This is a genomic window from Bradyrhizobium sp. PSBB068 (assembly GCA_016839165.1).
GTDB lineage: Bacteria > Pseudomonadota > Alphaproteobacteria > Rhizobiales > Xanthobacteraceae > Bradyrhizobium.
In genome coordinates, this window is sequence record CP069300.1 from 2,921,021 (window position 1) to 2,941,917 (window position 20,897).

The 20,897-nt window shown below is 66.2% G+C and carries 22 protein-coding genes; 11 read left to right on the forward strand and 11 right to left on the reverse strand.

Translation table 11 applies throughout. The features are described from left to right. Nucleotides 1-7: 7 nt before the first annotated feature. Nucleotides 8-742, reverse strand: coding sequence for an SDR family oxidoreductase (locus JQ507_13390; GenBank protein QRI72393.1), 735 nt, complete (start codon nt 740-742; stop codon nt 8-10). 269 nt (nt 743-1,011) lie between these two features. Here JQ507_13390 and JQ507_13395 point away from each other — a divergent pair, with 269 nt between their 5' ends. The 3 genes from JQ507_13395 (at nt 1,012) to JQ507_13405 (ending at nt 3,926) form a co-directional block, all read left to right on the forward strand. Further along, nucleotides 1,012-1,908, forward strand: coding sequence for a LysR family transcriptional regulator (locus JQ507_13395; protein ID QRI72394.1), 897 nt, complete (start codon nt 1,012-1,014; stop codon nt 1,906-1,908). A gap of 157 nt (nt 1,909-2,065) precedes the next feature. After that, nucleotides 2,066-2,539: a VOC family protein gene (locus JQ507_13400; protein ID QRI72395.1), complete on the forward strand. Its 474-nt coding sequence runs from the start codon at nt 2,066-2,068 to the stop codon at nt 2,537-2,539. A 127-nt stretch (nt 2,540-2,666) separates the two neighbouring features. Beyond that, nucleotides 2,667-3,926 carry a serine hydrolase gene (locus JQ507_13405; protein ID QRI72396.1) on the forward strand — a complete coding sequence of 420 codons (1,260 nt, stop codon included), beginning with the start codon at nt 2,667-2,669 and terminating at the stop codon, nt 3,924-3,926. A gap of 7 nt (nt 3,927-3,933) precedes the next feature. Here JQ507_13405 and JQ507_13410 read toward each other — a convergent pair whose 3' ends face one another. The 4 genes from JQ507_13410 to JQ507_13425 all read right to left on the reverse strand — a co-directional run bounded on the left by JQ507_13410 (nt 3,934) and on the right by JQ507_13425 (nt 6,798). Then, entirely contained in the window at nt 3,934-4,431 is a 498-nt protein-coding gene (locus tag JQ507_13410) for a peptide deformylase (protein QRI72397.1), read from the reverse strand. Nucleotides 4,432-4,494: 63 nt separating this feature from the next. Beyond that, complete coding sequence (locus JQ507_13415) at nt 4,495-5,367, reverse strand: MarR family transcriptional regulator (GenBank protein ID QRI72398.1); 873 nt, start codon at nt 5,365-5,367, stop codon at nt 4,495-4,497. A 67-nt stretch (nt 5,368-5,434) separates the two neighbouring features. Beyond that, entirely contained in the window at nt 5,435-6,295 is an 861-nt protein-coding gene (locus JQ507_13420; GenBank protein QRI72399.1) for a DMT family transporter, read from the reverse strand. Next, entirely contained in the window at nt 6,292-6,798 is a 507-nt protein-coding gene (locus JQ507_13425; protein ID QRI72400.1) for a MarR family transcriptional regulator, read from the reverse strand. Before JQ507_13425 ends, JQ507_13420 begins: the two co-directional genes overlap by 4 nt. 215 nt (nt 6,799-7,013) lie before the next feature. On the opposite strand from JQ507_13425, the gene JQ507_13430 reads away from it, so the two are divergent. Next, nucleotides 7,014-7,811, forward strand: a complete 798-nt coding sequence (locus JQ507_13430) for a DUF899 domain-containing protein (GenBank protein QRI72401.1) — start codon at nt 7,014-7,016, stop codon at nt 7,809-7,811. 34 nt (nt 7,812-7,845) lie between these two features. Here JQ507_13430 and JQ507_13435 read toward each other — a convergent pair whose 3' ends face one another. Beyond that, on the reverse strand, nt 7,846-8,739 hold the full coding sequence (locus JQ507_13435; protein ID QRI72402.1) for a LysR family transcriptional regulator: 894 nt from the start codon (nt 8,737-8,739) through the stop codon (nt 7,846-7,848). Nucleotides 8,740-8,839: 100 nt separating this feature from the next. Here JQ507_13435 and JQ507_13440 point away from each other — a divergent pair, with 100 nt between their 5' ends. Genes JQ507_13440 through JQ507_13450 form a run of 3 tightly spaced genes read left to right on the forward strand, consistent with a single transcriptional unit; the run spans nt 8,840 to nt 12,083 of the window. After that, the gene (locus JQ507_13440) at nt 8,840-9,397 is read left to right on the forward strand and encodes an N-acetyltransferase (GenBank protein QRI72403.1); all 558 of its coding nucleotides are present in this window, start codon (nt 8,840-8,842) and stop codon (nt 9,395-9,397) included. Next, complete coding sequence (locus JQ507_13445; protein ID QRI72404.1) at nt 9,394-10,572, forward strand: MFS transporter; 1,179 nt, start codon at nt 9,394-9,396, stop codon at nt 10,570-10,572. The genes JQ507_13440 and JQ507_13445 overlap by 4 nt, the downstream gene beginning before the upstream one ends. A 47-nt stretch (nt 10,573-10,619) precedes the next feature. Continuing rightward, on the forward strand, nt 10,620-12,083 hold the full coding sequence (locus JQ507_13450) for a M20/M25/M40 family metallo-hydrolase (GenBank protein ID QRI72405.1): 1,464 nt from the start codon (nt 10,620-10,622) through the stop codon (nt 12,081-12,083). Between the two features lie 3 nt (nt 12,084-12,086). Here JQ507_13450 and JQ507_13455 read toward each other — a convergent pair whose 3' ends face one another. After that, nucleotides 12,087-12,596: a DUF1993 domain-containing protein gene (locus tag JQ507_13455; protein QRI72406.1), complete on the reverse strand. Its 510-nt coding sequence runs from the start codon at nt 12,594-12,596 to the stop codon at nt 12,087-12,089. A 20-nt stretch (nt 12,597-12,616) separates the two neighbouring features. Continuing rightward, nucleotides 12,617-14,071, reverse strand: coding sequence for an MFS transporter (locus JQ507_13460; GenBank protein ID QRI72407.1), 1,455 nt, complete (start codon nt 14,069-14,071; stop codon nt 12,617-12,619). 86 nt (nt 14,072-14,157) lie between these two features. Between JQ507_13460 and JQ507_13465 the strand changes: the two genes are divergently transcribed. Continuing rightward, on the forward strand, nt 14,158-15,069 hold the full coding sequence (locus JQ507_13465) for a LysR family transcriptional regulator (GenBank protein QRI72408.1): 912 nt from the start codon (nt 14,158-14,160) through the stop codon (nt 15,067-15,069). Nucleotides 15,070-15,100: 31 nt separating this feature from the next. Here the strand turns inward: JQ507_13465 and JQ507_13470 are convergent, their stop codons facing one another. After that, a complete protein-coding gene (locus JQ507_13470; protein QRI72409.1) occupies nt 15,101-16,003 on the reverse strand; it encodes a LysR family transcriptional regulator in 903 nt (300 codons plus the stop codon). A 214-nt stretch (nt 16,004-16,217) separates the two neighbouring features. Between JQ507_13470 and JQ507_13475 the strand changes: the two genes are divergently transcribed. Beyond that, complete coding sequence (locus JQ507_13475) at nt 16,218-17,735, forward strand: MFS transporter (GenBank protein ID QRI72410.1); 1,518 nt, start codon at nt 16,218-16,220, stop codon at nt 17,733-17,735. Nucleotides 17,736-17,784: 49 nt separating this feature from the next. On the opposite strand, the gene JQ507_13480 is transcribed toward JQ507_13475, so the two are convergent. Together JQ507_13480 and JQ507_13485 are read right to left on the reverse strand one after the other, a co-directional pair. Then, nucleotides 17,785-18,189, reverse strand: a complete 405-nt coding sequence (locus tag JQ507_13480; GenBank protein QRI73324.1) for a cupin domain-containing protein — start codon at nt 18,187-18,189, stop codon at nt 17,785-17,787. A gap of 100 nt (nt 18,190-18,289) precedes the next feature. Next, nucleotides 18,290-18,691, reverse strand: a complete 402-nt coding sequence (locus tag JQ507_13485) for an Ohr family peroxiredoxin (protein QRI72411.1) — start codon at nt 18,689-18,691, stop codon at nt 18,290-18,292. A gap of 147 nt (nt 18,692-18,838) precedes the next feature. Here JQ507_13485 and JQ507_13490 point away from each other — a divergent pair, with 147 nt between their 5' ends. Further along, the gene (locus JQ507_13490) at nt 18,839-19,306 is read left to right on the forward strand and encodes a MarR family transcriptional regulator (protein ID QRI72412.1); all 468 of its coding nucleotides are present in this window, start codon (nt 18,839-18,841) and stop codon (nt 19,304-19,306) included. 372 nt (nt 19,307-19,678) lie between these two features. After that, entirely contained in the window at nt 19,679-20,896 is a 1,218-nt protein-coding gene (locus JQ507_13495; GenBank protein QRI72413.1) for an MFS transporter, read from the forward strand. Nucleotide 20,897: the final 1 nt, after the last annotated feature.

Genomic DNA, 20,897 nt, shown 5'->3' on the forward strand with positions numbered 1-20,897 from the left:
TCCGCCTTCAAATGGCTGAGAAGCCGCCGTCGACAGACAGCTCCACCCCATTCACGAAGCTGGACTCGTCAGAAGCAAGGAACAGCGCGGCCGCGGCAATTTCCTCGGGACGCCCCATCGTTCCCCGCGGGATCAGGGATTCGAACATCCGCTTCGCCTCTTCGGTGAGGACCTGGTCCTGCATCGGTGTGGCGATCGGCCCCGGGCTCAGCACGTTCACCCGGATATTCCTGCCCTTCAGTTCGTTGAGCCAGGTGCGCGCGAATGAGCGCAATGCCGCCTTGCTCGCCGCATACACGCCGTAACCAGGAAAACCCTTCACCGAGGCAACTGACCCGGTCATGAAGATCGATCCGCCGTCGTTGAACAGCGGCAACGCCTTCTGAACCGTGAACAGCGTGCCGCGCGCATTCAGGCCGAAGGCCGCATCGAAATGCTGCTCGCTGATCTCGCCCAATGGGACGGCTTCGCCGATGCCGGCGCTCGCGTACAGGACGTCGATCCTGCCCTTTTCCCGCTTCACCGTATCGAACAGGCGGTCGAGGTCGTCGAGATTGGCCGCGTCGCCGCGCACGCCCGTCACGTTCCGGCCGATCAGCCTGACGGCCGCGTCGAGCGTCTCCTGCCTCCGGCCCGTGATGAAAACATAGGCGCCTTCTTCGACGAACCGCTTGGCGCTCGCCAGCGCCATGCCGCTCGATCCACCTGTGACGACTGCAACCTTACCTTCAAGCTTTCCCATGACTTCTCCTTCGAGCTTCGCCTTCGTTCGGGGATGCCCCCGAGAACGCCAACATGGGTCCGCCGCAGTCAGGCGTTGAGTGCGGAAGCGCGCACATCGGTGGTGCGAAATCGATCCGGCTGGACGACTGACGCCAGTCGTGACGATTGGTATCTGCGGCTCGGAACCGGGCCGCGCTCGTCGGCATAGGCTATGATGGCCGCCCGTATTGCCGTTCGATGTGTTAGATGCGGGCTTGGAAGGCGCACCATGCGGTGCCGGATTGCACCATGATCGACTGGGATGACGTTCGCTATTTTCTTGCCGTCGCGCGCGGCGGCTCGGTGCGGGCTGCCGCCGAGCACCTCGGGGTGAATCACTCGACCGTGCTGCGACGCATCGCCCAGCTCGAGGAGCGTCTCGGGGCGCAGATGTTCGAAAAGCTGCCTTCGGGCTACCGGCTGACGGCTGCGGGCGAAGAGGTCCTCGAGTTCGCGGACCAGATGGATGCGTCGTCGCACCAGCTGCAGACGCGCGTCTTCGGTCGCGACCAGGGCGTGCGCGGGCTTCTGCGGGTGACGCTGGCACCGACCCTCGCGACACACCTGCTGATGCCGGATTTCGCCGATTTCGCGCGTTTGCACCCGGACATCGAGATGGAAATCCTGTCGTCAGGCGAGCTGGCGAATCTGACCAATCGAGAGGCCGACGTCGCGATCCGTGTCGTCTACGACCGCAAGACCCTGCCGCTCAATCTTCACGGCCTGAAGGGGCCGGATCTGTTCGGCGGCGTCTACATGTCGCGCGATCGACTGGCCGCGTGGCGCGCGGGCGCGCCTGATCCCGTCAGGTGGATCGTCATCAGCATGCATGGCATCCCGGACTGGGCCCGCGAGGGTGAGGTTCGTACCGCGGGGGTTCCATTCAGGACCACGGACGGTGAGGCGCAGATCGCTGCCGTTCGGCAAGGGCTCGGGATGACGACACTGCCGTGCTTCGCCGGGGACGCCGACCCCCTGCTGGCGAGGGTGCCGGGCACCGACCTGCACATGCATGGCACGCTCTGGCTCCTCACCCAGGGAGAGACACGCAAGACCAAGCGCGTGCGGCTGTTCACGGAGTTCGTATCGCGCAGGCTCGCCGCGTACGCGCCGCTGCTCGCGGGATTGTCCGTATCGCGCGACTGAGGAGCTTGATCCACCGCCGTCGTCCTGGCCTTCGCCAGGACGACAGTGGTGCACGTAGAGGCGGTGTTGCGACAAACGGATTTCCCGCGATTATTTTCGTCGGCCTGTCGGTTGCCGTCGTCGCCAATCGTCCTCCGCGCAAACAAGGAGACCGCACATGACCGATCTCGTCACATGCCTGTGGTTCGACCAGGGCAAGGCGCGCGAAGCGGCGGAGTTTTACGCCGCGACCTTTCCCGACAGCCACGTTGATGCGGGGCATGTCTCGCCGATCCCGGGCATCGGGCAGGGCGACGAATTGACGGTCGAGTTCACCGTGCTCGGCCGCCGCTTCGTCGGGCTGAACGGCGGTTCCAACTACGTGCCGAACGAGGCGGTCAGTTTCATGGTGCTGACCGACAGCCAGGAGGAGACCGACCGCTACTGGAACGCGGTGACGACCAACGGCGGCGCGGAATTGCCGTGCGGCTGGTGCCGGGATCGTTGGGGCTTCACCTGGCAGATCACGCCGCTGCGGCTGCTCGAACTGATCAACGGCGCCGATCGCGCCGCCGGGCGGCGCGCGATGGAGGCGATGATGACGATGAAGAACATCGACATCGCCGCGATCGAGCGGGCGGCCGCAGGGTAATCCATGTGCCGGAAATCCTGGCGCCGGCATGCGCTCGCGGCGACGATCACCCCCGGCGCAAACGCGGGATGTGGTCGTAGCCCGCGCGTGATACGAAATTCGTATTGCAGCCCTGGAGCCAACCTTGATGTCCGTCGCAGCCGCCAATCAGCAGCAAACTCTCACCGCCGCCGAGACCGATCCGAACGAGCTCGGCTGGATGCAGGGCTTTCCGCCGCCGCAGGACAAGACCATCACCTTCCAGAACGGCTCGTTCCGCAGCTTCCCCGAGCTGCGCTGGGCCTGGAGCAACATCCGCCAGCTGGTGCCGACGGTGAACGTCTGGCGCGGGGCAGGGCCGGCGTCCGTGCTGCCGCGCGAAGATCACGACATCGGCGCGTCGGCGTCGGTGACGATGGACGGCCGGCCGCAGACTTTTGCGCGCATGCTCGAGGACAGCTACGCCGACGGCATCGCCGTGCTGCACCGGGGCAGACTGATCTACGAGCGCTATTTCGGCGCGTTGAAGCCGCACAAGCCGCATATCGCGATGTCGGTGACCAAATCGTTCACCGGCACGCTCGCCGGCATCCTGATCGCCGAGGGCAAGATCGATCCGCAGGCGCCGGTCACCGACTATGTGCCGGAGCTGAAGGCCAGCGCGTTCGGCGATGCTCGCGTGCATGATGTCATGGATATGACTACGGGCTTGAAATACACCGAGGTCTATACTGACAAGAATTCCGACGTCTGGGGGCTGCGCCGCGCCAACGGCATGGCGCCGATACCGCCGGGCTATGAGGGCGCGACCACCATCTTCGATTTCCTCCGCGCGCAGCAGAAGCAGGGCGAGCACGGCAAGGCCTTCGCTTACAAGACCGTCAACACCGACGTGCTGGCCTGGATCATCAGGCGCGCCAGCGGCATGAAATTGTCGGATCTGCTGTCCGAGCGGATCTGGGCGCCGATGGGCGCGGAGGAGGACGCGCACTATCACGTCGACCGCATCGGCACCGAAAGCGGCGGCGGCGGGCTGTCGACCACGCTGCGCGATCTGGCCCGCTTCGGCGAGACCATCCGCAACCACGGCCGCTTCAATGGCCGCCAGATCGTGCCGTCGCAAGTGGTCGAGGACATCGCGCGCGGCGGCGATCCCGAGAAGTTCAAGCCGGCCGGCTACACCACGCTGCCCGGCGCCTCCTACCGCAACCAATGGTGGGTGACGCACAATGCGCATGGCGCCTTCATGGCGCGCGGCGTGCACGGCCAGGGAATCTACATCGATCCCAGGGCCGAGATGGTGATCGCGCGCTACGCCTCGCACCCGATGGCCGGCAATGCCGCCAACGATCCGGTGACGCTGCCGGCCTACATGGCGCTGGCGAAGGATCTGATGGCGGGAGGGTGAAGTCGGCTTAACCGCGCGACATCTTCTCGAACCGCTTGATCAGGCGCTCCCGCTTCAACCGCGACAGCCGCCTGATCCAGAACATGCCATCGAGCTGATCGATCTCGTGCTGATGGCAGACCGCGCGCAGGCCGTCGGACTCCTCGGTCTGCGCGTTGCCGTCGGTGTCCTGATAACGGATGCGGATTCGCGCATGGCGTTCGACCTCGTCGGTGACGCCGGGCATCGAGACGCTGCCCTCCTTGTGCAGGATCATCGCGTCCGAGGCGGTGATGATCTCCGGATTGACATAGGTCCGCGGCCCCTCACGCGCGTCGAGCTCGAGCACCACGACGCGCAGCGCCACGCCGATATGCGGCGCGGTGATGCCGATGCCGGGCGCGGCGCGCATGGTCTCGAGCAGGTCCTGCGCCAGCTCGCGCAGCGCGTCGTCGAACAGGGTCACCGGCTCGGCGGGCAGCGCCAGCCGTGGATCGGGATAGCGGACGATGGGGCAAATGGTCATCCCGGTGTCTTAGGCCAGCACATCGCGCCGGACAACATGGCAACCCCGCACCCGGCGCCCTGCTCAGAGATGTTTTTCGAAGAACAGATCGGGGTAGGGGTCGTCGTTGAAGCGCGGGATCTCGGTCCAGCCGGTTCGGCGGTAGAGCTGGCCGGCCTCCGCCAGCGCGCTGTTGGTGTCGAGCCGCAGCAGTGCGATGCCGAGCTCGCGCGCGGCATGTTCGGCCGCGTCCATCAGGCGGCGGCCGATGCCGAGGCCGCGCGCGGCGGGTGCGACCCACAGCCGCTTGATCTCCGCGTATTCGCGGCCACCACCTTTCAGCCCGACGCAGCCGAGCGGCAGGCCGTCCGACATCGCCACGATGAAGCTGCCGCGCGGGCGCACCATGTCCTTGGCCTCCGGGTCGCGCGACAGCTTGACGTCAAAGCCCTGTTTGAAGCGCCGCGCCAACTCGGCGTAATACTCGCCGAGGCAATAGCGCGCCTCCTCGCTCCGCGGGTCGATCTCATCCAGCGACGTGCCGTCGCGTCCGAGCGCCGAGGCGATCAGATCCATCGCCGCCAGTAGCGCCTCGCGTTGGGTGTGGTGGCCAAGGAAGTCGGTCGCCTGCCGGTTGGAGAGCGCCTCGTAGGCGTTGAACTCGCGCTTGCCGGCCGAAGTGAGCTTTGCGATGCGGCGGCGCGCATCGTCGCCATGTGCCGCGGTCGTGATCAGGTCCTCGTCCTCGAGGCTGCGCAGCAACCGGCTCATAAGGCCGGAATCGAGCCCGAGGTAATCCCTGATCTCGCCCACGTCAGTGCGCCCATGCCCGATCGCGTTCAGCACGCGCGCCGCCCCGAGCGGCCGGCCGCGGCCGAGGAACGAGCTGTCGAGCGCGCCGACGGCGCGTGTGACGGCACGGTTGAAGCGGCGGACGCGGGCAACGGGGTCGAGCATATATCTGACTTTAGTCAGATATATGCCGCGCGTCAATTGCGATGGCGGCGCGACCGGGCGCCGCAATCTACGCTCGCGCCAGCACCAGCACATTGCCGGCCAGGATCGCGGCGGCGCCGGCGAGCACCGGCCAGCCCAGCGCGAGGTGCTCGAACAGCGCCGACAGTACGAGCGCGACCAGCGGCACCAGGGCCAGCGTGTAGGCGGCGCGGCCGGGGCCGAGCCGGCTCACCAGCTCGAAGTAGAGCATGAAGGTGATGCAGGACGCGGCGACGGCAAGATAGAGAAAGCTCGCTGCGTAGGAGAGCGAGAAGTCGGCCGCGAATGGCGCGCGCGTCGCGATCGCCCACAGCGCGCTCGCGGCGGCGCCGACGAAGGCGCCCCAGGCCAGCACGGAGACCACGGGAAGTCCGGCGCGCTGGTTGCGCGCACCGACCGTCGTCCCGGCGCCGGTTGCGATCGCGGCGGTGAGCGCCCAGGCGAAACCCGCCAGCGACGCAGTTCCCTGTGCGGTGACGCCTGGCAGGAAGATGATCGCAAGTCCGAGGATGCCGCACAGCGCGCCCCAGACGAAGCCGGAGGAGATCGGGACGTCGAGCGCGGCGCGCGCGATCACGGCTGCGAACAGCGACGATGTCGAGAGCACCAGGGCCGCCAGCCCGCTTGGCATGCGCGCGGCCGCTTCATAGAAGGAGATGAAGGCGATCGCGAAGAACAGCAGGCCCTGCAACGCGACCGCCGGCCGGTCCTGGCGCGGGATCGCGAGCGGCACGCCGCGCAGCCGGCCGTAGCCGAACAGGATAGCACCTGCCAGCACCATGCGCAGGGCGACCGACCATGGCGCCGGTGTCACGCCCGCTTGCATCGCGGTTGCCAGCGCGCCGCCGCCCCAGAGCAGTGCGGTCAACGCGAACAACGCGGCCGTCATGGTGCGCCGGTGTCGTCGAGCAGCGCGCGCCAGCCACCCGCGTCGATCCGCGCGCTCTCGCCCTCGAGCCGGGTGAGTGCGGAATCGAGTGTCGTTCGCTCGCTCTGCGACAGGCGGGCCAGCAGCCGCGCCTCGATCGCGCTGCCGAGTGAGGCGATGCGGTTGAAGGCAGTCCGGCCGCTGCGGGTGATGCTGACGGCGGCGAAGCGGCGATCGGATTTGCCGGCACGTCGGACCGCAAAGCCGAGCTCCTTGAGCTGGCCGATACCGCGGCTGGTCGCGAACGGATCGAGCGCGCAGGCGCGGCCGATCTCCGCGGCATTGGCGGCTTCGCGTTCGGCGATGACGGCGAGGATGCGCCAGCCGGCCTGGCTCAGTCCGAACGTCTCGCTGTAGAAACTCTCGAGCGGACGGGCGACCTGGGCCGCGACAAGGAACAGGCGATAAGGCAGCCAGCTGCTCAGCTTCAGGCCATCTTCGGCAGCGTGGGCCGTCTGTTTCATGGCCTCAGGTTCTCACAGATAATTGCATAGTGCAAGCATTATGCAACGAGATCGGCGATCGACGGATCGCATGCGCGAGAATCCCGACACACTTGTCACTCCCACCATCGCCTGCCGCCGCGCCAGATTGCGGCATGGCCAATGACGAACGGCCGCCAGCAATGGAACTGCGCAGTGGTGCCGGGGTTCGTCCAATTCGAAATATGGAGATCATCATGAGCAAATCGGCTGAAAACGATCGCTGCGGGCTGGCGGCAATGCAGACGCCGCCCGTGGTGTCGCGCGAGGCATGGGAGGCGGCGCGCCTGGAACTGCTGGTGAAGGAAAAGGCGCAGGTGCGCGCGCGCGACGCGCTTGCCGCCGAGCGGCGGCGGATGCCCTGGATGGCGGTCGAGAAGCCGTATGTGTTCGAGGGACCGAATGGCAAGGCGAGCCTGCTCGACCTGTTCGAAGGCCGCCGGCAGCTGATCGTCTACCGCGCGTTCTTCGAGCCCGGCGTGTTCGGCTGGCCGGATCACGGCTGCCGCGGCTGCTCGCTCGGCGCCGATCAGGTCAGCCATCTCTCGCATCTCAACCAGCGCGACACCACGCTGGCCTACGCCTCGCGCGCGCCGCAAGCCGACATCGCGCGGCTGAAGGCGCGGATGGAGTGGGAGATGCCGTGGTACACGATCACCGACAGTTTCGACGCTGATTTCGGCGTTGCCGAGTGGCACGGCCATAACGTCTTCATCCGCGACGGCGAACGGATCTTCCGCACGTATCTCGTCAACAGCCGGGGCGATGAATCGATGGGCACGGTGTGGAGCTATCTCGACATCACCCCGTTCGGCCGCCAGGAGCTCTGGGAGGACTCGCCGAAGGGCTATCCGCAGGGCCCGACCTACAAATGGTGGAACTGGCACGACAATTACGAGGCCGAGGCCGCGCCGAATGCGAAGTGGGCGGCGGTCACCGATGCCGGCGAGGCCGCGTTCCGCAAGATCGCGGAGCAGGAGCGCAACGCCACGTGATGGGGGCGAGCAGGGAGGACACGCCGCGTCCTCCCTAGCTGCTCTTTGCAGAGAGCGCCTTCAGCGCCGACAGCGTCTGCCGCAGCCCGCGGTCGAGGCGCTTGTCGCGGCGGATCACGACCGCGAGCCGGCGGTAGAGCTTGGGCGACAGCGACCGGACGATCAGGTCGTGCTGCTCGGCCCTCGCGGGGACTGCCATGCGGGGCAGAATTGCGCAGCCAAGGCGGGCGCGGACCATCTCCTTGATCGCCTCGACGCTGCCGAGTGACATCAGCGGCTTCAGCGACACGCCGCCGCGCGCCAGCCATTCGTCGGCGGTGCGCCTGGTGTTGCCACCGGGCTCGAACAGCAGTACCGGCCCGCTCGCGAGCACCTGCGGTGTGATCCGCGCCGGCAGCTTCATGTCGCGCGGCGCGATCAGCACGAACTCGTCGTCCATGATCGGCGTGATCTCGAAGCTGCGTCCCGACACCGGCAGCGTCACCAGCGCGACGTCGATCGTGTTGTCCTCGACCGCCCGCGCGATCTCTGCCGTGTTGCCGGTCGTCACCGTGATCTCGAGCGACGGCAATGCAGTGCGCAACTCCTTCAGGATCGGCGGCAGCAAGAAGATGCAGGCGGTCGCGCCAGTGCCGAGCCGTACACGGCCGGCCGTTCCCGTGGTCTGCTGCGCGACGGCGTCGACCGCCGAACTCACCGCGGCGTTGATCTGATGCGCGTGCGAGAGCAAGGCGGCGCCGGCGGCGGTCGGCCTGGCCCGTCGTCCGACCCGCTCGATCAAGGTCGCGTTCAGGCTCTTTTCGAGCTGGCGCACCTGCAGGCTCACCGCAGGCTGGGTCAGCTGCAACCGCTCGGCTGCGGCGGAGAAGCTGCCGCTGTCGATCACGACAGCGAAGCTTTCAAGATAGTCGAGGTTAAGGCGCTTCATCAAAGTAACTCTTATGCATCGTATAACCAATCAAAGCTTCACTTATATAGCGCCGTGGCGCATGCTCGGGCAATATTGACGGCTCAGGCAGGAAGACAGGATGGCGGCAGGCAGCAACGGCGTCGTGATCCGCGACGCAGCGGACGGCGACATGACCGACGTGCAGGGTATCTACGCCCATCACGTCCTCAACGGATTGGCAACCTTCGAGGAAGTGCCGCCGACGGTCGACGAGATGCGCGACCGCCGGACCGCCGTGCTGGCGGCAGGCTTGCCGTATCTCGTCGCCGAGCTCGAAGGCCGCGTGGTTGGCTACAGCTATGCGACGTCGTATCGGCCACGGCCAGCCTATCGTCACACCATCGAGGACTCGGTCTATGTGGCTGATGGGCTGCGCGGTCGCGGCATCGGCGTGGCGCTGCTCGGGGCTTTGATCGCGCGCACCGAGGCCGGGCCGTCGCGGCAGATGCTGGCCGTGATCGGCAACAGCGGCAACGCCGGATCGATCGCGCTGCACCGTCGCATGGGCTTCGAGATGGTCGGAACGCTGAGGTCGGTCGGCTTCAAGCTCGGGCAATGGGTCGACACTGTGTTGATGCAGCGGCCGCTGGGGCCGGGCGCATCGGCGCTTCCCGCGGAGCGAGAACTGCCGCGGTGATCGCCCGCCGCGTCGTGGCCGCCCTCGGGCTGGCTCAACTGATCTCGTGGGGAGCGACCTACTATCTGATCGGCGGCTTCGGCGAGCGGATATCAGCAGATCGCGGTTGGGGGCGCGACATCGTCTATGGCGGATTCGCCGCGGCGCTGCTGGTGATGGGGGTGACGTCGCCCCTTGCGGGAAGGTGGGTGGACAGAAGCGGTGGCCGTCAAGTCATGGTCGCAGGCGCCGTGATCAACGCGCTCGGCTGCGCCGGTCTCGCGGTCTCGTATCAGATCGGCGCCTATTTCGCATCCTGGATCGTTCTCGGGCTCGGCATGCGGCTGACGCTGTACGATGCGGCGTTCGCCGCGTTGGCCCGGATCGGTGGGCCGCAGGCGGGCCGCGCGATGTCCGGGATCACCCTGCTCGGCGGTCTGGCGGCCACCGTGTTCTGGCCGCTCGGCCATGCGCTCTCGGAGCAGTTCGGCTGGCGCATCGCGGTGTTGGCCTATGCGGGCTTGGTGTTGCTGACCATCCCGCTGCACTTGCTGATTCCGACCAAGCGGTTTGCCGGTGTGCCGAGCTCCGCAGCGCCGGCACATAAGCCACCACGCGCTGCCAGCCGCCGGCAGCTTGCGACGGCGGGCGGACTCTATGCCGTGATTATGACCGGCGCCAATTTCCTGAATGCCGGCATGTCGGCGCACATGATCGCGGTGCTCTCGGGCCTCGGGCTCACTGTTACTGTGGCGGTCTGGATCGCGACGCTCCGCGGCATCGGGCAATCCGCAGCGCGTCTCTGCGAGGTGCTGTTCGGCGCACGGCTCGATCCGCTCGCGCTCAATCTGATGGCTTGCCTGATCATGCCGCTTTCTTTCATCGCAGGATTGTTCAGCGGGTCGTCGAAGGAGATGGCGATCGCCTTCGCGCTGCTCTACGGCGCCTGCAACGGCATCCTGACCATCACAAGAGGAACGCTGCCGCTGGTCCTGTTCGATCATCGCAGCTACGGCACGCTGGTCGGTCGGCTCATCGTTCCGAGCTTCATCCTGCCGGCGGCAGCGCCGTTGGCCTATGCGATCGTGATCGACCGGTTCGGCGATGCGAGCGCGCTCTATCTCTCGACCGGCCTCGCCCTGACGACTCTTGTCGCGGCAGCCATGCTGAAACTGCTGTTCGGAAGGGTTCCCTGACGCCGGCCGTGCAGGATATGGTCTACCAAAACGGGAGGAAGAAAAACGTGACGTCGCAGACCAGGAATAACCTCGCCGCCTTGATGCTCGCCACTGGTGTCTTCCTCTTTGGAACCGGACTTGCCGTCGCGGACCCGAATGGGGACCGGACGGTTGCGTTGCTCAAGAAGCTGATCTCATTCGACACATCGAATGGCCCGGGCGATACGCGGGCGCTCGCCGAGTATCTGAAGTCGCAGTTCGCGCCGCTCGGCGCCGAGGTGGACATCTTCGTCGCCCCGAACGGCAAGGCCGCGCATTTCGTCGCGCGGCTGCGCGGTGACGGCTCGAAGAAGCCGGTGTTGCTCGCCGCGCATGCCGACGTCGTTCCGGTCGAGCGTGAGAAATGGACCGTGGAACCCTTCGCCGGCGTGGAAAAGGACGGTTTCGTCTACGGGCGCGGCGCGATGGACTTCAAGGGCGGGCTCGCTGTGTTCGCCAGCGCGGTGATGCGACTGGCGGAGGAGAAGACGCCGCTGGCGCGCGACGTGATCTTCCTGGCCGAGGCCGACGAGGAGCAGGGGCAATACAGCACGGTATGGCTGGCGAAGGACCATTGGGACAAGATCGACGCGGAATTCGCGCTGAACGAAGGCGGTTATTTGCTGCAGGAGCGCGACGGCACGGTGCGCCAGATCAATGTCACGACGGCGGAAAAGCTCTCGGCGACGTTCGCCCTGAGGGCGACCGGTCCCTCCGGCCATTCGTCGCGGCCGTTTCCGGCGGGCGCGATGGCCAACGACCGCCTGATCGCGGCATTGGCCAAGCTGGCGCTGCACGATCCGGCCGTCAAGCTGGTGCCGGCGACCGAAGCCTATTTCAAGGCCCTGCTTCCGATCAGCTCGGAACAGACGGCAGCCGATATCAGGCAGCTGTTGGCCGCAAAGGACCAGGGCGAGCTGGAGGCGGCCGGCAAGAAGCTGGTCGCCGACAATCCCAAGGACAGCCTGCTGCTGCACGCCCTGCTGCGCGACACCATGGTGATCACGATGATCGACGCCGGCATCAAGCCCAATGTCATCCCCGGCGACGCCAAGGCGGTCGTGAACACGCGGCTGCTGCCGGGAACGACGACCGACCAGATGATTGCGGAGATCAAGCACGTGGTCGCCGATCCCGGCATCGAGGTCAGCCTCGTGAGCTCGCTGACGCAGCAGGAGGCGCGGGATGCTTATCTGATGCGGAGCAAGATGCCGGGATCGCCGGTCGATACCGAACTCTATGCCGCGCTGGAGCGCAACGCCAAGCGCGTCTGGAAGGACGCCGTCCTGGTGCCGACCATGTTCGAGGCCGGGACCGACGCCACCGCCTGGCGTGAGCGCAACGTACCCGTCTACGGCATCTATCCCTATCCGCTCGACGACGACATCCTGAGCCGGATGCACGGCAACGACGAAAAGATCGGCGTCGAGGCCATCAAGCAGGGCGCCGAGTGGGTCTACACCACCCTTCGCGAGGTCGCCAGGAAGTAGCGATCAGTTCGACAGGTAGTTGCCGAGGAAATCCCGCTTGCCGAGCGGCACGCCGCGATGGCGCAGGATGGCGTAGGCGGTGGTGATGTGGAAGAACAGGCTCGGCAGCGCGAAGCCGTACAGATAGCGCGCTGCCGGCATTGGCGGGACGCCGAACGGCAACGTGATGATGCGTTCCGCCGCCTGGTCGAATGCTTGCAGCGGAACGGTGTCGATATAGTCGAGCGTTCGCGAAATGCGGGCATGGGCTTCGACGAGGCTCTGCTCAATGTCGGCAAATGGCGGGGGCTCGAGGCCGGCGAGGCGCCCGGCGGCGCCCTTGGCGTGATCACTGGCCCGTTGCACCTGACCGACCAGCGTCAGCATGTCGGGCGCCAGCCGCGCCGCGAGCATGGCGTCGGGATCGAGACCACGCTCGCGGGCGTGGGACTCGCCCTTATGCAGCAGATCGGCGAGCGCGTCGAGCATCTGCCGGAACACCGGGACGGAGGCGTCGTACAACGTGGCGTTCATGGAATTATCCTCGTCTCGGTTCAAGCCGCCGGCTCGCGCGGCAGCCATAGCGACAGCCAGCCGCCGAGCGCCAGCAGCGCGACGTTGCAGCCGAGCGCGATGGTGAAGGCGTGTGCGTAGTCATCGGCCTGCGGATGCGGCCCGAGCAGGCTATAGAAGACGCCGCCGATGATGGCGACGCCGAGGGCGGCGCCGATCTGGAAGGTCGAGATCATCATGCCCGACGCCAATCCGGCATGGCGCGGATCGATGCTGCCGATCACCGCCTTGATGACCGACGGCATCACGGTGCCGAAGCCGAGCCCGCCGCAGATCAGGCCGAATTCAGCGCTCTGCGGCAGCACTCCGCCGACCGACAGCATCACGATGCCGAAGCCGATGACCTGAAGCGCGAACCCAAGGGTCAGCGTGCGCGCGCCGAGCCACTGCATCACCAGCGACGACACCAGCGAGCTCACGAAGAAGCCGGTCGCAAAGGGCAGGGTGGCGAGGCCGGCCGCCAGCGGTGAAAAATGCAGCCCGCTTTGCAGGTAGACCGCGAAGGTCAAATAGAACGACGACAGCATGTAGAAGGCGAGCGCCATCACCAGCCCGATCACGAAGTCGCTGTTGCGCAGCAGATGCAGGGCAACCAGCGGATCGCCGCCGCGCGCGGACAGCCGCGCCTCGAAGCGGACGAAAGCCGCAAGCATCAGCGGAGACGCCAGCAGCATCGCGATGATCCAGACCGGCCAGCCGGATTCGCGGCCCTCGATCAGCGGATAGACCAGAAGGCCGAGCGTGAGCGACAGCAGGACGACGCCGCCGATATCAAGCCGCTGTGCACGATCGGCGCGCGAGTCGGCGAGGTACAGCAGGCCACCGATGAACGCAATGAGGCCGATCGGCACGTTGATCAGGAAGATCGCTTGCCAGGCGAGGCCGAACGGATGCGCCGAGACCAGCACGCCGCCGAGCACCTGGCCGCAGATATTGGCAAGGCCGAACGTCGCGCCGTAGAAGCCGAGCGCGCGGCCCTGTTCGGCCGCGGGAAAAAGCACGCGGATCGAAGCGAGCACCTGCGGCGCCATCACGGTGGCGGTGAGGCCTTGCAGGATCCGTCCGGCGACCAGCACTGTCGGTGACCACGCAATGCCGCACAGCACGGACGCAACCGTGAAGCCGGCGACACCGGTCAGGAACATGCGCCGCCGGCCGAGCAGATCGCCGAGCCGGCCGCCCGTGATGAGGAACACCGCATAGGTCGCGGCATAGGCCGAAATCACGAACTGCACCTCGCTCGAGGTGGCGCCAAGATCGTCGCGAATGGCCGGCAGCGCGAGGTTGACGACGTTGAAGTCGAGGATCGGCAGGAAGGCGCCGGTCAGCAGCACCGGCAGCGCCAGCCATCGCCGCGGGTCCGCCGTTGCCGGCCGCGTATCGTGCAATTGCAACGTCTCGGTGGTTTCGCTTGTCACCTGCCAGCTCCTCTGCATCGTCGGCGCGCCGGTCCAACGTCCGGAAGATGGCCTGTTCGCTCGTGATAAGGTATTATCCAAAGCTGCCAAATGAGTTTGCAAATATGCACAGCGCTCTCGACTGGAATGACCTTCGCCTCGTCCTCGCGGTCGCGCGCGAGGGCAGCCTCTCGGGCGCCGCGCGCAAGCTGGGCGTCACGCATTCGACGGTGTTTCGCCGCCTCGGCACGATCGAAATGGCGATCGGGACGCGGCTGTTCGAGCGTTTCCGCGACGGTTACGCGCCGACACCGGCCGGAGAGACGGCAGCGGCGGCGGCGGCCCGGCTCGAAGACGAGGTTCTCGCGCTCGAGCGCAGGCTGGCGGGACAAGACCTCAGGCCGTCGGGCCCGGTCCGCATCACGACCACGGATACGCTCGGCGCGGTGCTGATGCGGCATCTGCCCGCGATGCGCCGCGCGCATCCGGAGATCGAGCCGGAGATCATCGTCTCGAATGCGATGGCCAACCTGACGCGCCGCGAGGCCGACATCGCGGTCCGGCCGACACCGGCGCCGTCAGAGCTGCTGGTGGGGCGGCGCGTCGCCGACATCGCCCATGCGGTCTACGGATCGCGTGCCTATCTTGCCCGGCGTAACGGCAAGGATCTGTCTGCACATGACTGGATCGGACTCGATGACGCGCTGGCGGGAACCGTGATCGCCGGCTGGATGCGCGACAACCTGCCTTCGGCGCGCTTGGCCTGCCGCGTCGACGCGCTTCCGACGCTGCGCGACGCCGCGGCGGCGGGAATGGGGCTGGCTCTGCTGCCGTGCTATGTCGGCGATCTCGCGCCCGCGCTGCGCCGGCTTGCGTCGAAGCCGCTCGCCGAGCCGCGATCGGCGCTATGGCTGTTGACCCATGACGATCTCAGGCGCACCGCGCGGATGCGCGCCGTGCTGGATTTCCTCGCCAAGGCGCTCGCGTCGGAACGCGCGCTGTTCGAGGGAAGGCGCGCCGACCGGGCGCCGCGTTAGCCGGCAAGCGATCTTGCGCGCCACTGGTTGTTCAGGACCCGGCAGCGACAGCGATGGTTCGGGTGTTCCCCGCTGCGCTCGCCGGCGGACGATGGTGCTCGCGAAAGGCGCTTGCCAATGTCTTCAAGGCCGCGCGCGACCTGGCGTCCGACAACGCCGACAGCAGCATGATCTCGGATGGGGGCAAAGCGGGGAGGCCGAACTTCTCGGTCACTTCGATTGTGCCGGGCGGCGCCACCCGGCGTGAGAACACCGAGATCGCTAGCCCCGCCGAGACCGCATCGGCGACGGCAAAAGCGCCGCAACCGAGGAAGGTTTCGGTCCACGGCAGTGCCGCTGCGTCGAGTGCACGCGTGGCGGTGTTGAGGATGCCGCAGGCGGGTGATGATGCTGCCAATCGAAACGGCTCTCCGGCGCGATGAAGAAAGTTCGGCGTGGCAAACCAGCCGAAGTGATCGGGGCCGAGAACGACGCCGTCGCGGCGATCGTCCTCCCGGAAAATGATCACGGCGTCGATCATTCCGCGATCGAAGGTGTCGAGCAGGTCACGGGCATCATCGAGGCGCACCTCGATCGTGAGCATGGGATCATGTGCATTCAATCGGGCGAGCAGGGTAGGAAGTTCGGGGGCGCCGACGTGGGTGGCGATCCCCAGTGAAAAGCGGCGGCGGGCTGACGACAGTCCGGCGACGGCGCGATCATGCGCGGCGAGCAGCTCGCGCGCGGGTGCAAGGAATTCGGCCCCCTGGGCCGACAGGCGCACCAGCCGCGGTGTCCGCTCGATCAGCCTGTGGCCGACCTGGCGCTCCAGCCGCTTCAGCTTGACGCTGATCGCGCCTTGCGTGGTGCCGAGCGCTTCGGCGGCGCGGGTGAAGCTCCTGAACTCGGCGATGGTCACGAAGGTCTTCACGGCGTCGATGTCGAGCGTGGTCATGTCAGTCATCCGGAATTGTTGTCTCTGAAATATCTAGTCATCCAATTCACCAATGCTCAAGACGTCACTAGCTTTGAGCCCTGAAGCGCCGTGGCCACCCGATTCCTGCCGCTGCTGCCTCAAACCATCGTGAGTCGATCGACCGACGCTGCTGCCAGCACCCTGGCAACAGCGTGCGGTATGCCGTTGGCTTGCCACAACAAAAGGCCTGATCATGTCTACTGAACTGAGCCGCCGCGGCGCTGTTGTCCTCTCCGCCGTATGCCTTGCCTGCCTGATGTTCGGATTGGAGATTTCCAGCATCCCCGCGATCCTGCCGACGCTGGAGCAGGTGCTGCATGCCGACTTCAAGGCGCTGCAATGGATCATGAACGCCTACACCATCGCGGTGACGACGGTGCTGATGGCGATCGGAACGGTGGCGGACCGCTACGGACGCAAGCGCATCTTCCTGGTCGCGATCGCGGCGTTCGGCATCACGTCGCTGATCTGCGGCGTCGCTTCGAGCGTGGAAATGCTGATCGTTGCCCGCTTCCTGCAAGGGCTGAGCGGCGGTGCGCTCTTGATTTGCCAGATCGCCGTGTTGTCGCACGAATTCCAGGGTGGCCGCCTGCGCGCGGTCGCCTGGGGATGGTGGGGCGTCATCTTCGGCATCGGTCTCGGCTTCGGGCCGATCATCGGCGGTGCCGTGGTCGCGGTGCTGAGCTGGGAATGGGTGTTCCTCGTCCACGTGCTGTTCGCAGCCGTCGCATTCGTGCTCACCATCGGCGGCGTGCATGAATCGAAGGACCCGAAGGCCAGCAGCCTCGACGTCGGCGGCATCGTGACGATGTCGCTCGCAGTGTTCTGTCTCGCCTTCTACATCACGCAGGGGCCGGATCTCGGCTTTGCCAGCCCGAAGGGGCTCGCGATCCTCGGCGTCTCCGCGGTGAGCTTCATTGCGTTCCTCGTTGCCGAGAGAATCAGCCGGCGGCCGATGTTCGACTTCTCGGTATTCCGGATATCCGCGTTCTCCGGCTCGATCGTCGGCTCGGCGGCGATGAACCTCAGCTACTGGCCGTTCATGATCTATCTGCCGATCTGGTTTCACGCCGGCCTCGGCTATGACAGCGTATCCGCGGGACTTGCCTTGCTCGCCTACACGTTGCCGACCTTGGTGATGCCGCCGTTTGCCGAGCGCCTGTCGCTGCGCTACCAGCCGGGCCTGATCATCCCGGCGGGGCTGTTCACCATCGGCACCGGATTCATGCTGATGAAGTTCGGCAGCGCAGCCGCGCAGCCCGACTGGCTGACGATGCTGCCGGGCTGCCTGCTTGCCGGGATCGGCCTCGGCATCACCAACACGCCGGTTACCAACACGACCACCGGCTCGGTCTCGAGCGATCGGGCCGGCATGGCTTCCGGCATCGACATGAGCGCGCGCATGGTCTCGCTGTCGGTCAATATCGCGCTGATGGGCTTCATTCTGGCGAGCGGCGTGCTCGCGCACCTGAAGGCCGTGCTGCCGGGGCTCGATGGCGTGCAACTCCGTGTCCTCGCCGAGCGGATCGCGTCCGGCGATGCCGCATCCGCGCCGGAACTGACCGGCCCGATCGTGCATCAGGCGCTGGCGAGCGGTTTCGGCTGGGTGATGCTTTATGGCGGTATCGGCGTCTGGATCATGGCCGCGATCAGCTTCCTGATCTTCAACGCACGGTTGGCGCGCCAGCCTGAAGTCCAGAGCACGAAATGAGTCTGTCGCCGCGCTCGCCCCAAGGAGAGGGGCGAGCAGGCGGGATCGATCACTTCACCAGCGTCAGCAGCGGCTTGTCCTTCTCGACGATGTAGGTCGCAAGCTCGCTGGCCGTGACGCTGCCGACGTTCTTCGCCGCATGGATCGTGCCCGCGGGAATGAACAGGACGTCGCCGGCCTTCAGTGTTGCCGGCGGTCTGCCGTCGACTTCGTATTCGAGCGTGCCTGTTAGCACATAGATGATCTCTTCCCCCGGATGGGTGTGTCGGCCGAATGCCTTGCCCGGCTCGATGTCGACACGCACCTGGACGGCTTCACGGCCGGGAGCACTGAGGTCGTGACGCTGCAGGTCGGTTCGCGTGAACCCTGCCGGTTGTTGCGCCTGCGCGGTAGGAATCGTCAGGAAACTTCCAGCGATCAACGCCGCCCTTGCGAGGAGGCGTGTCGTCTTCAACAGATTGCCGGTCATCTTGATCTCCTTGATTTTCGTTCTGGCCTCTCCGACCGCGGGCCCGCGAGCGGCCGGCCCGCGTCGGGAGTTGCCACGTGATCGTTCAGACGAGAGTGGTCGTGACGTCGATGTTGCCGTGAACCGCCTTGGAGTAGGGGCAGATGCCGTGCGCGGCTTCGATCAGCTGCTGCGCGACCTCGCGCTCGACGCCGGGGACGTGCACGTTGAGGCGCGCGCTCAGGAAGAAGGCGCTGCCGGCCTGATTCAGGTCGATCTCGGCGTCGACCTCGGGCTCGCTCGCAAGCTTGACCTTGCGCTGTCCGGCGGCGAGCTGGATCGCGCCGATGTAGCAGGCCGACCAGGCGGCGGCGAACAGGTTTTCGGCGGCCGGGTGCGGCTGCGGCAGCTTGACGTCGAGGAAGCCGTCGCGCGAGCGGGCGGCGCCGTTCGGGCCGGCGGTGACATGGGTATTTCCGGTGACGAGAACCTTTGCATTGGCGGTCATGGCTGACTCCTTTGGATTGAAGATAGATCGTATCTGATTTAATCGGATGCGCGTTGAAATAGACCCCGCGCCGGGCGATGTCAAGCTCTTCCGATTTAATCGGATACGATTTATATTGGCCGGACTTCACAAACTCCGGAGACGCCCGTGACCCGTTCCTCCAAGGCCGACACAAAGGGCCGAAAACTATCGAGTTTTCTGTGCTTTGCGGTCTATTCGGCCAATCTGGCCTTCGGCCGCGCCTACAAGCCGATCCTCGATGCGTACGGCCTGACTTACACCCAGTACATCGCCATGATCGCGTTGTCGGAAGCGGACGAGCAGACCGTCAGCGAACTCGGCGAGAAGCTGTTCCTGGAATCCAACACGCTGACGCCGATCCTGAAGAAGCTGGAGCAGAGCGGCTACATTAGCCGCACCCGCGATCCCGCCGACGAGCGGCAGGTGCGGGTGAGCCTGACGGCAGCGGGCCGGCGTCTGCTCGACAAGGAGATCAACGCGTCGCTGGTCGAAGCCACCGGGCTCGGCGACGAATTTCCGATCGTGCAGAAGAGCGTGGTCAGGCTGCGCGACAATCTGCTGCAACACACGCGCGGCGATCCGAAGAAGGGCTGATGCTGCGGCAGCGGCGTGCCGGTGCACCATGACGTGCTGCCTTCGGATTTGCCGTGTTGCCGCCGCTCAGGAATGAAAGCACTGATTCCAGCGTGGCCTGCATCTGGTCGTGCAAGGTCTCCACGCCTGCGCATCGTTCTCGTGTATTCGGATCTGAGCCGTAGCCGGGTGATGGGCATTCGCAAATCGTGACTGATGGCGGCGAGCATGCGTGTGCGGATTTTCATCAGCGTGGTAACCCGCTTATCGTGATCGTGCCCCTCAGAGGTCGCCACGGTCGCAAAAAAAAGTGAGTCACGGCGACCGTCTGCTGTCGGTTCCGCCTTGGTCCGTTCGTCTTCCACCCAGAACGAACTGCATGGGAGTTCCCGAATGGCCAATTCGACCTATCGTTGGGTGATTGTCGCGGCCGGCGGCCTGCTCGGCTGCGTCGCGATCGGCGGCATGTTCTCGTTACCCGTATTCCTGCAGCCGATGGCGCGCGAGACCGGCTGGTCGGTGACCGGGATATCGAGCGCGATGACGATCGGCTTCCTCGCAATGGCCTTCACCAGCATGGCCTGGGGCACGCTGTCCGACCGCTTCGGGCCGCTCCCGGTCGTGCTGACCGGATCGGTGGTGCTCACCGCGAGCCTTGCGCTGGCAAGTCGGGCACCATCGCTGCTGGCATTTCAGTTCATGTTCGGCGGGCTGGTCGGTGCTGCGACGGCCGCAATCTTCGCCCCGATGATGGCCTGCGTCGCCGGCTGGTTCGACACCCATCGCAGCATCGCCGTTTCGCTGGTGTCGGCCGGCATGGGCATGGCGCCGATGACGATGTCGCCGCTCGCGGCCTGGTTGATCTCCCACCACGACTGGCGGACCGCGATGCTGATCGTCTCGGGCGTGGTCGGCGCGATCATGATCCCGGTGTCGTTGCTGGTGCGCCGCCCGCCGGCGCTGCAAGATGACCACGTGGCGGTGGCTTCCGAGAACGGGGAGCCGGCGATGTCGCTGGCGCAGGCGCTGCGCTCGCCGCAATTCATCATCCTGATCACCACCAATTTCTTCTGCTGCGCCACCCATTCCGGCCCGATCATCCACACGGTGAGCTACGCGGTCACCTGCGGCATTCCGCTGGTCGCCGCGGTGACGATCTACAGCGTGGAAGGGCTTGCCGGCATGGGCGGCCGCATCGCCTTCGGCCTGCTCGGCGACCGCTTCGGCGCCAAGCGCGTGCTGGTACTCGGGCTGCTGGCGCAGGCATTCGGCGCGCTCGGTTATGTCTTCGTGCGCGAACTGGCCGCGTTCTACGCAGTCGCGGCAATCTTCGGCTTCATCTATGCCGGCACCATGCCGCTGTATTCCGTGCTGATCCGCGAGAACTTCCCGCTGCGCATGATGGGCACCGTGATCGGCGGCACCGCGATGGCGGGCAGTCTCGGCATGGCGACCGGACCGCTCGCCGGTGGCCTGATCTACGATACCTTTGCGAGCTACACGTGGCTCTATGTCGGCTCCTGGGCAACGGGCCTCGGCGCGTTCCTGATCATGATGACCTTCCGGCCGATGGCATCGGCGCGGCCCACTGCGGTGCCGGCGTCGGCGTAAG

Excerpts from the sequence above, each read along its gene's own strand:
- JQ507_13460 (QRI72407.1), bottom strand. The coding sequence starts at position 14,071 with ATGCAGAGGAGCTGGCAGGTGACAAGCGAAACCACCGAGACGTTGCAA.
- JQ507_13420 (QRI72399.1), bottom strand. The coding sequence starts at position 6,295 with ATGACGGCCGCGTTGTTCGCGTTGACCGCACTGCTCTGGGGCGGCGGC.
- JQ507_13440 (QRI72403.1), top strand. The coding sequence starts at position 8,840 with ATGGCGGCAGGCAGCAACGGCGTCGTGATCCGCGACGCAGCGGACGGC.
- JQ507_13410 (QRI72397.1), bottom strand. The coding sequence starts at position 4,431 with ATGACCATTTGCCCCATCGTCCGCTATCCCGATCCACGGCTGGCGCTG.
- JQ507_13485 (QRI72411.1), bottom strand. The coding sequence starts at position 18,691 with ATGACCGCCAATGCAAAGGTTCTCGTCACCGGAAATACCCATGTCACC.
- JQ507_13435 (QRI72402.1), bottom strand. The coding sequence starts at position 8,739 with ATGAAGCGCCTTAACCTCGACTATCTTGAAAGCTTCGCTGTCGTGATC.
- JQ507_13475 (QRI72410.1), top strand. The coding sequence starts at position 16,218 with ATGTCTACTGAACTGAGCCGCCGCGGCGCTGTTGTCCTCTCCGCCGTA.
- JQ507_13400 (QRI72395.1), top strand. The coding sequence starts at position 2,066 with ATGACCGATCTCGTCACATGCCTGTGGTTCGACCAGGGCAAGGCGCGC.
- JQ507_13390 (QRI72393.1), bottom strand. The coding sequence starts at position 742 with ATGGGAAAGCTTGAAGGTAAGGTTGCAGTCGTCACAGGTGGATCGAGC.
- JQ507_13415 (QRI72398.1), bottom strand. The coding sequence starts at position 5,367 with ATGCTCGACCCCGTTGCCCGCGTCCGCCGCTTCAACCGTGCCGTCACA.
- JQ507_13430 (QRI72401.1), top strand. The coding sequence starts at position 7,014 with ATGAGCAAATCGGCTGAAAACGATCGCTGCGGGCTGGCGGCAATGCAG.
- JQ507_13455 (QRI72406.1), bottom strand. The coding sequence starts at position 12,596 with ATGAACGCCACGTTGTACGACGCCTCCGTCCCGGTGTTCCGGCAGATG.
- JQ507_13495 (QRI72413.1), top strand. The coding sequence starts at position 19,679 with ATGGCCAATTCGACCTATCGTTGGGTGATTGTCGCGGCCGGCGGCCTG.
- JQ507_13425 (QRI72400.1), bottom strand. The coding sequence starts at position 6,798 with ATGAAACAGACGGCCCACGCTGCCGAAGATGGCCTGAAGCTGAGCAGC.
- JQ507_13395 (QRI72394.1), top strand. The coding sequence starts at position 1,012 with ATGATCGACTGGGATGACGTTCGCTATTTTCTTGCCGTCGCGCGCGGC.
- JQ507_13405 (QRI72396.1), top strand. The coding sequence starts at position 2,667 with ATGTCCGTCGCAGCCGCCAATCAGCAGCAAACTCTCACCGCCGCCGAG.
- JQ507_13465 (QRI72408.1), top strand. The coding sequence starts at position 14,158 with ATGCACAGCGCTCTCGACTGGAATGACCTTCGCCTCGTCCTCGCGGTC.
- JQ507_13470 (QRI72409.1), bottom strand. The coding sequence starts at position 16,003 with ATGACCACGCTCGACATCGACGCCGTGAAGACCTTCGTGACCATCGCC.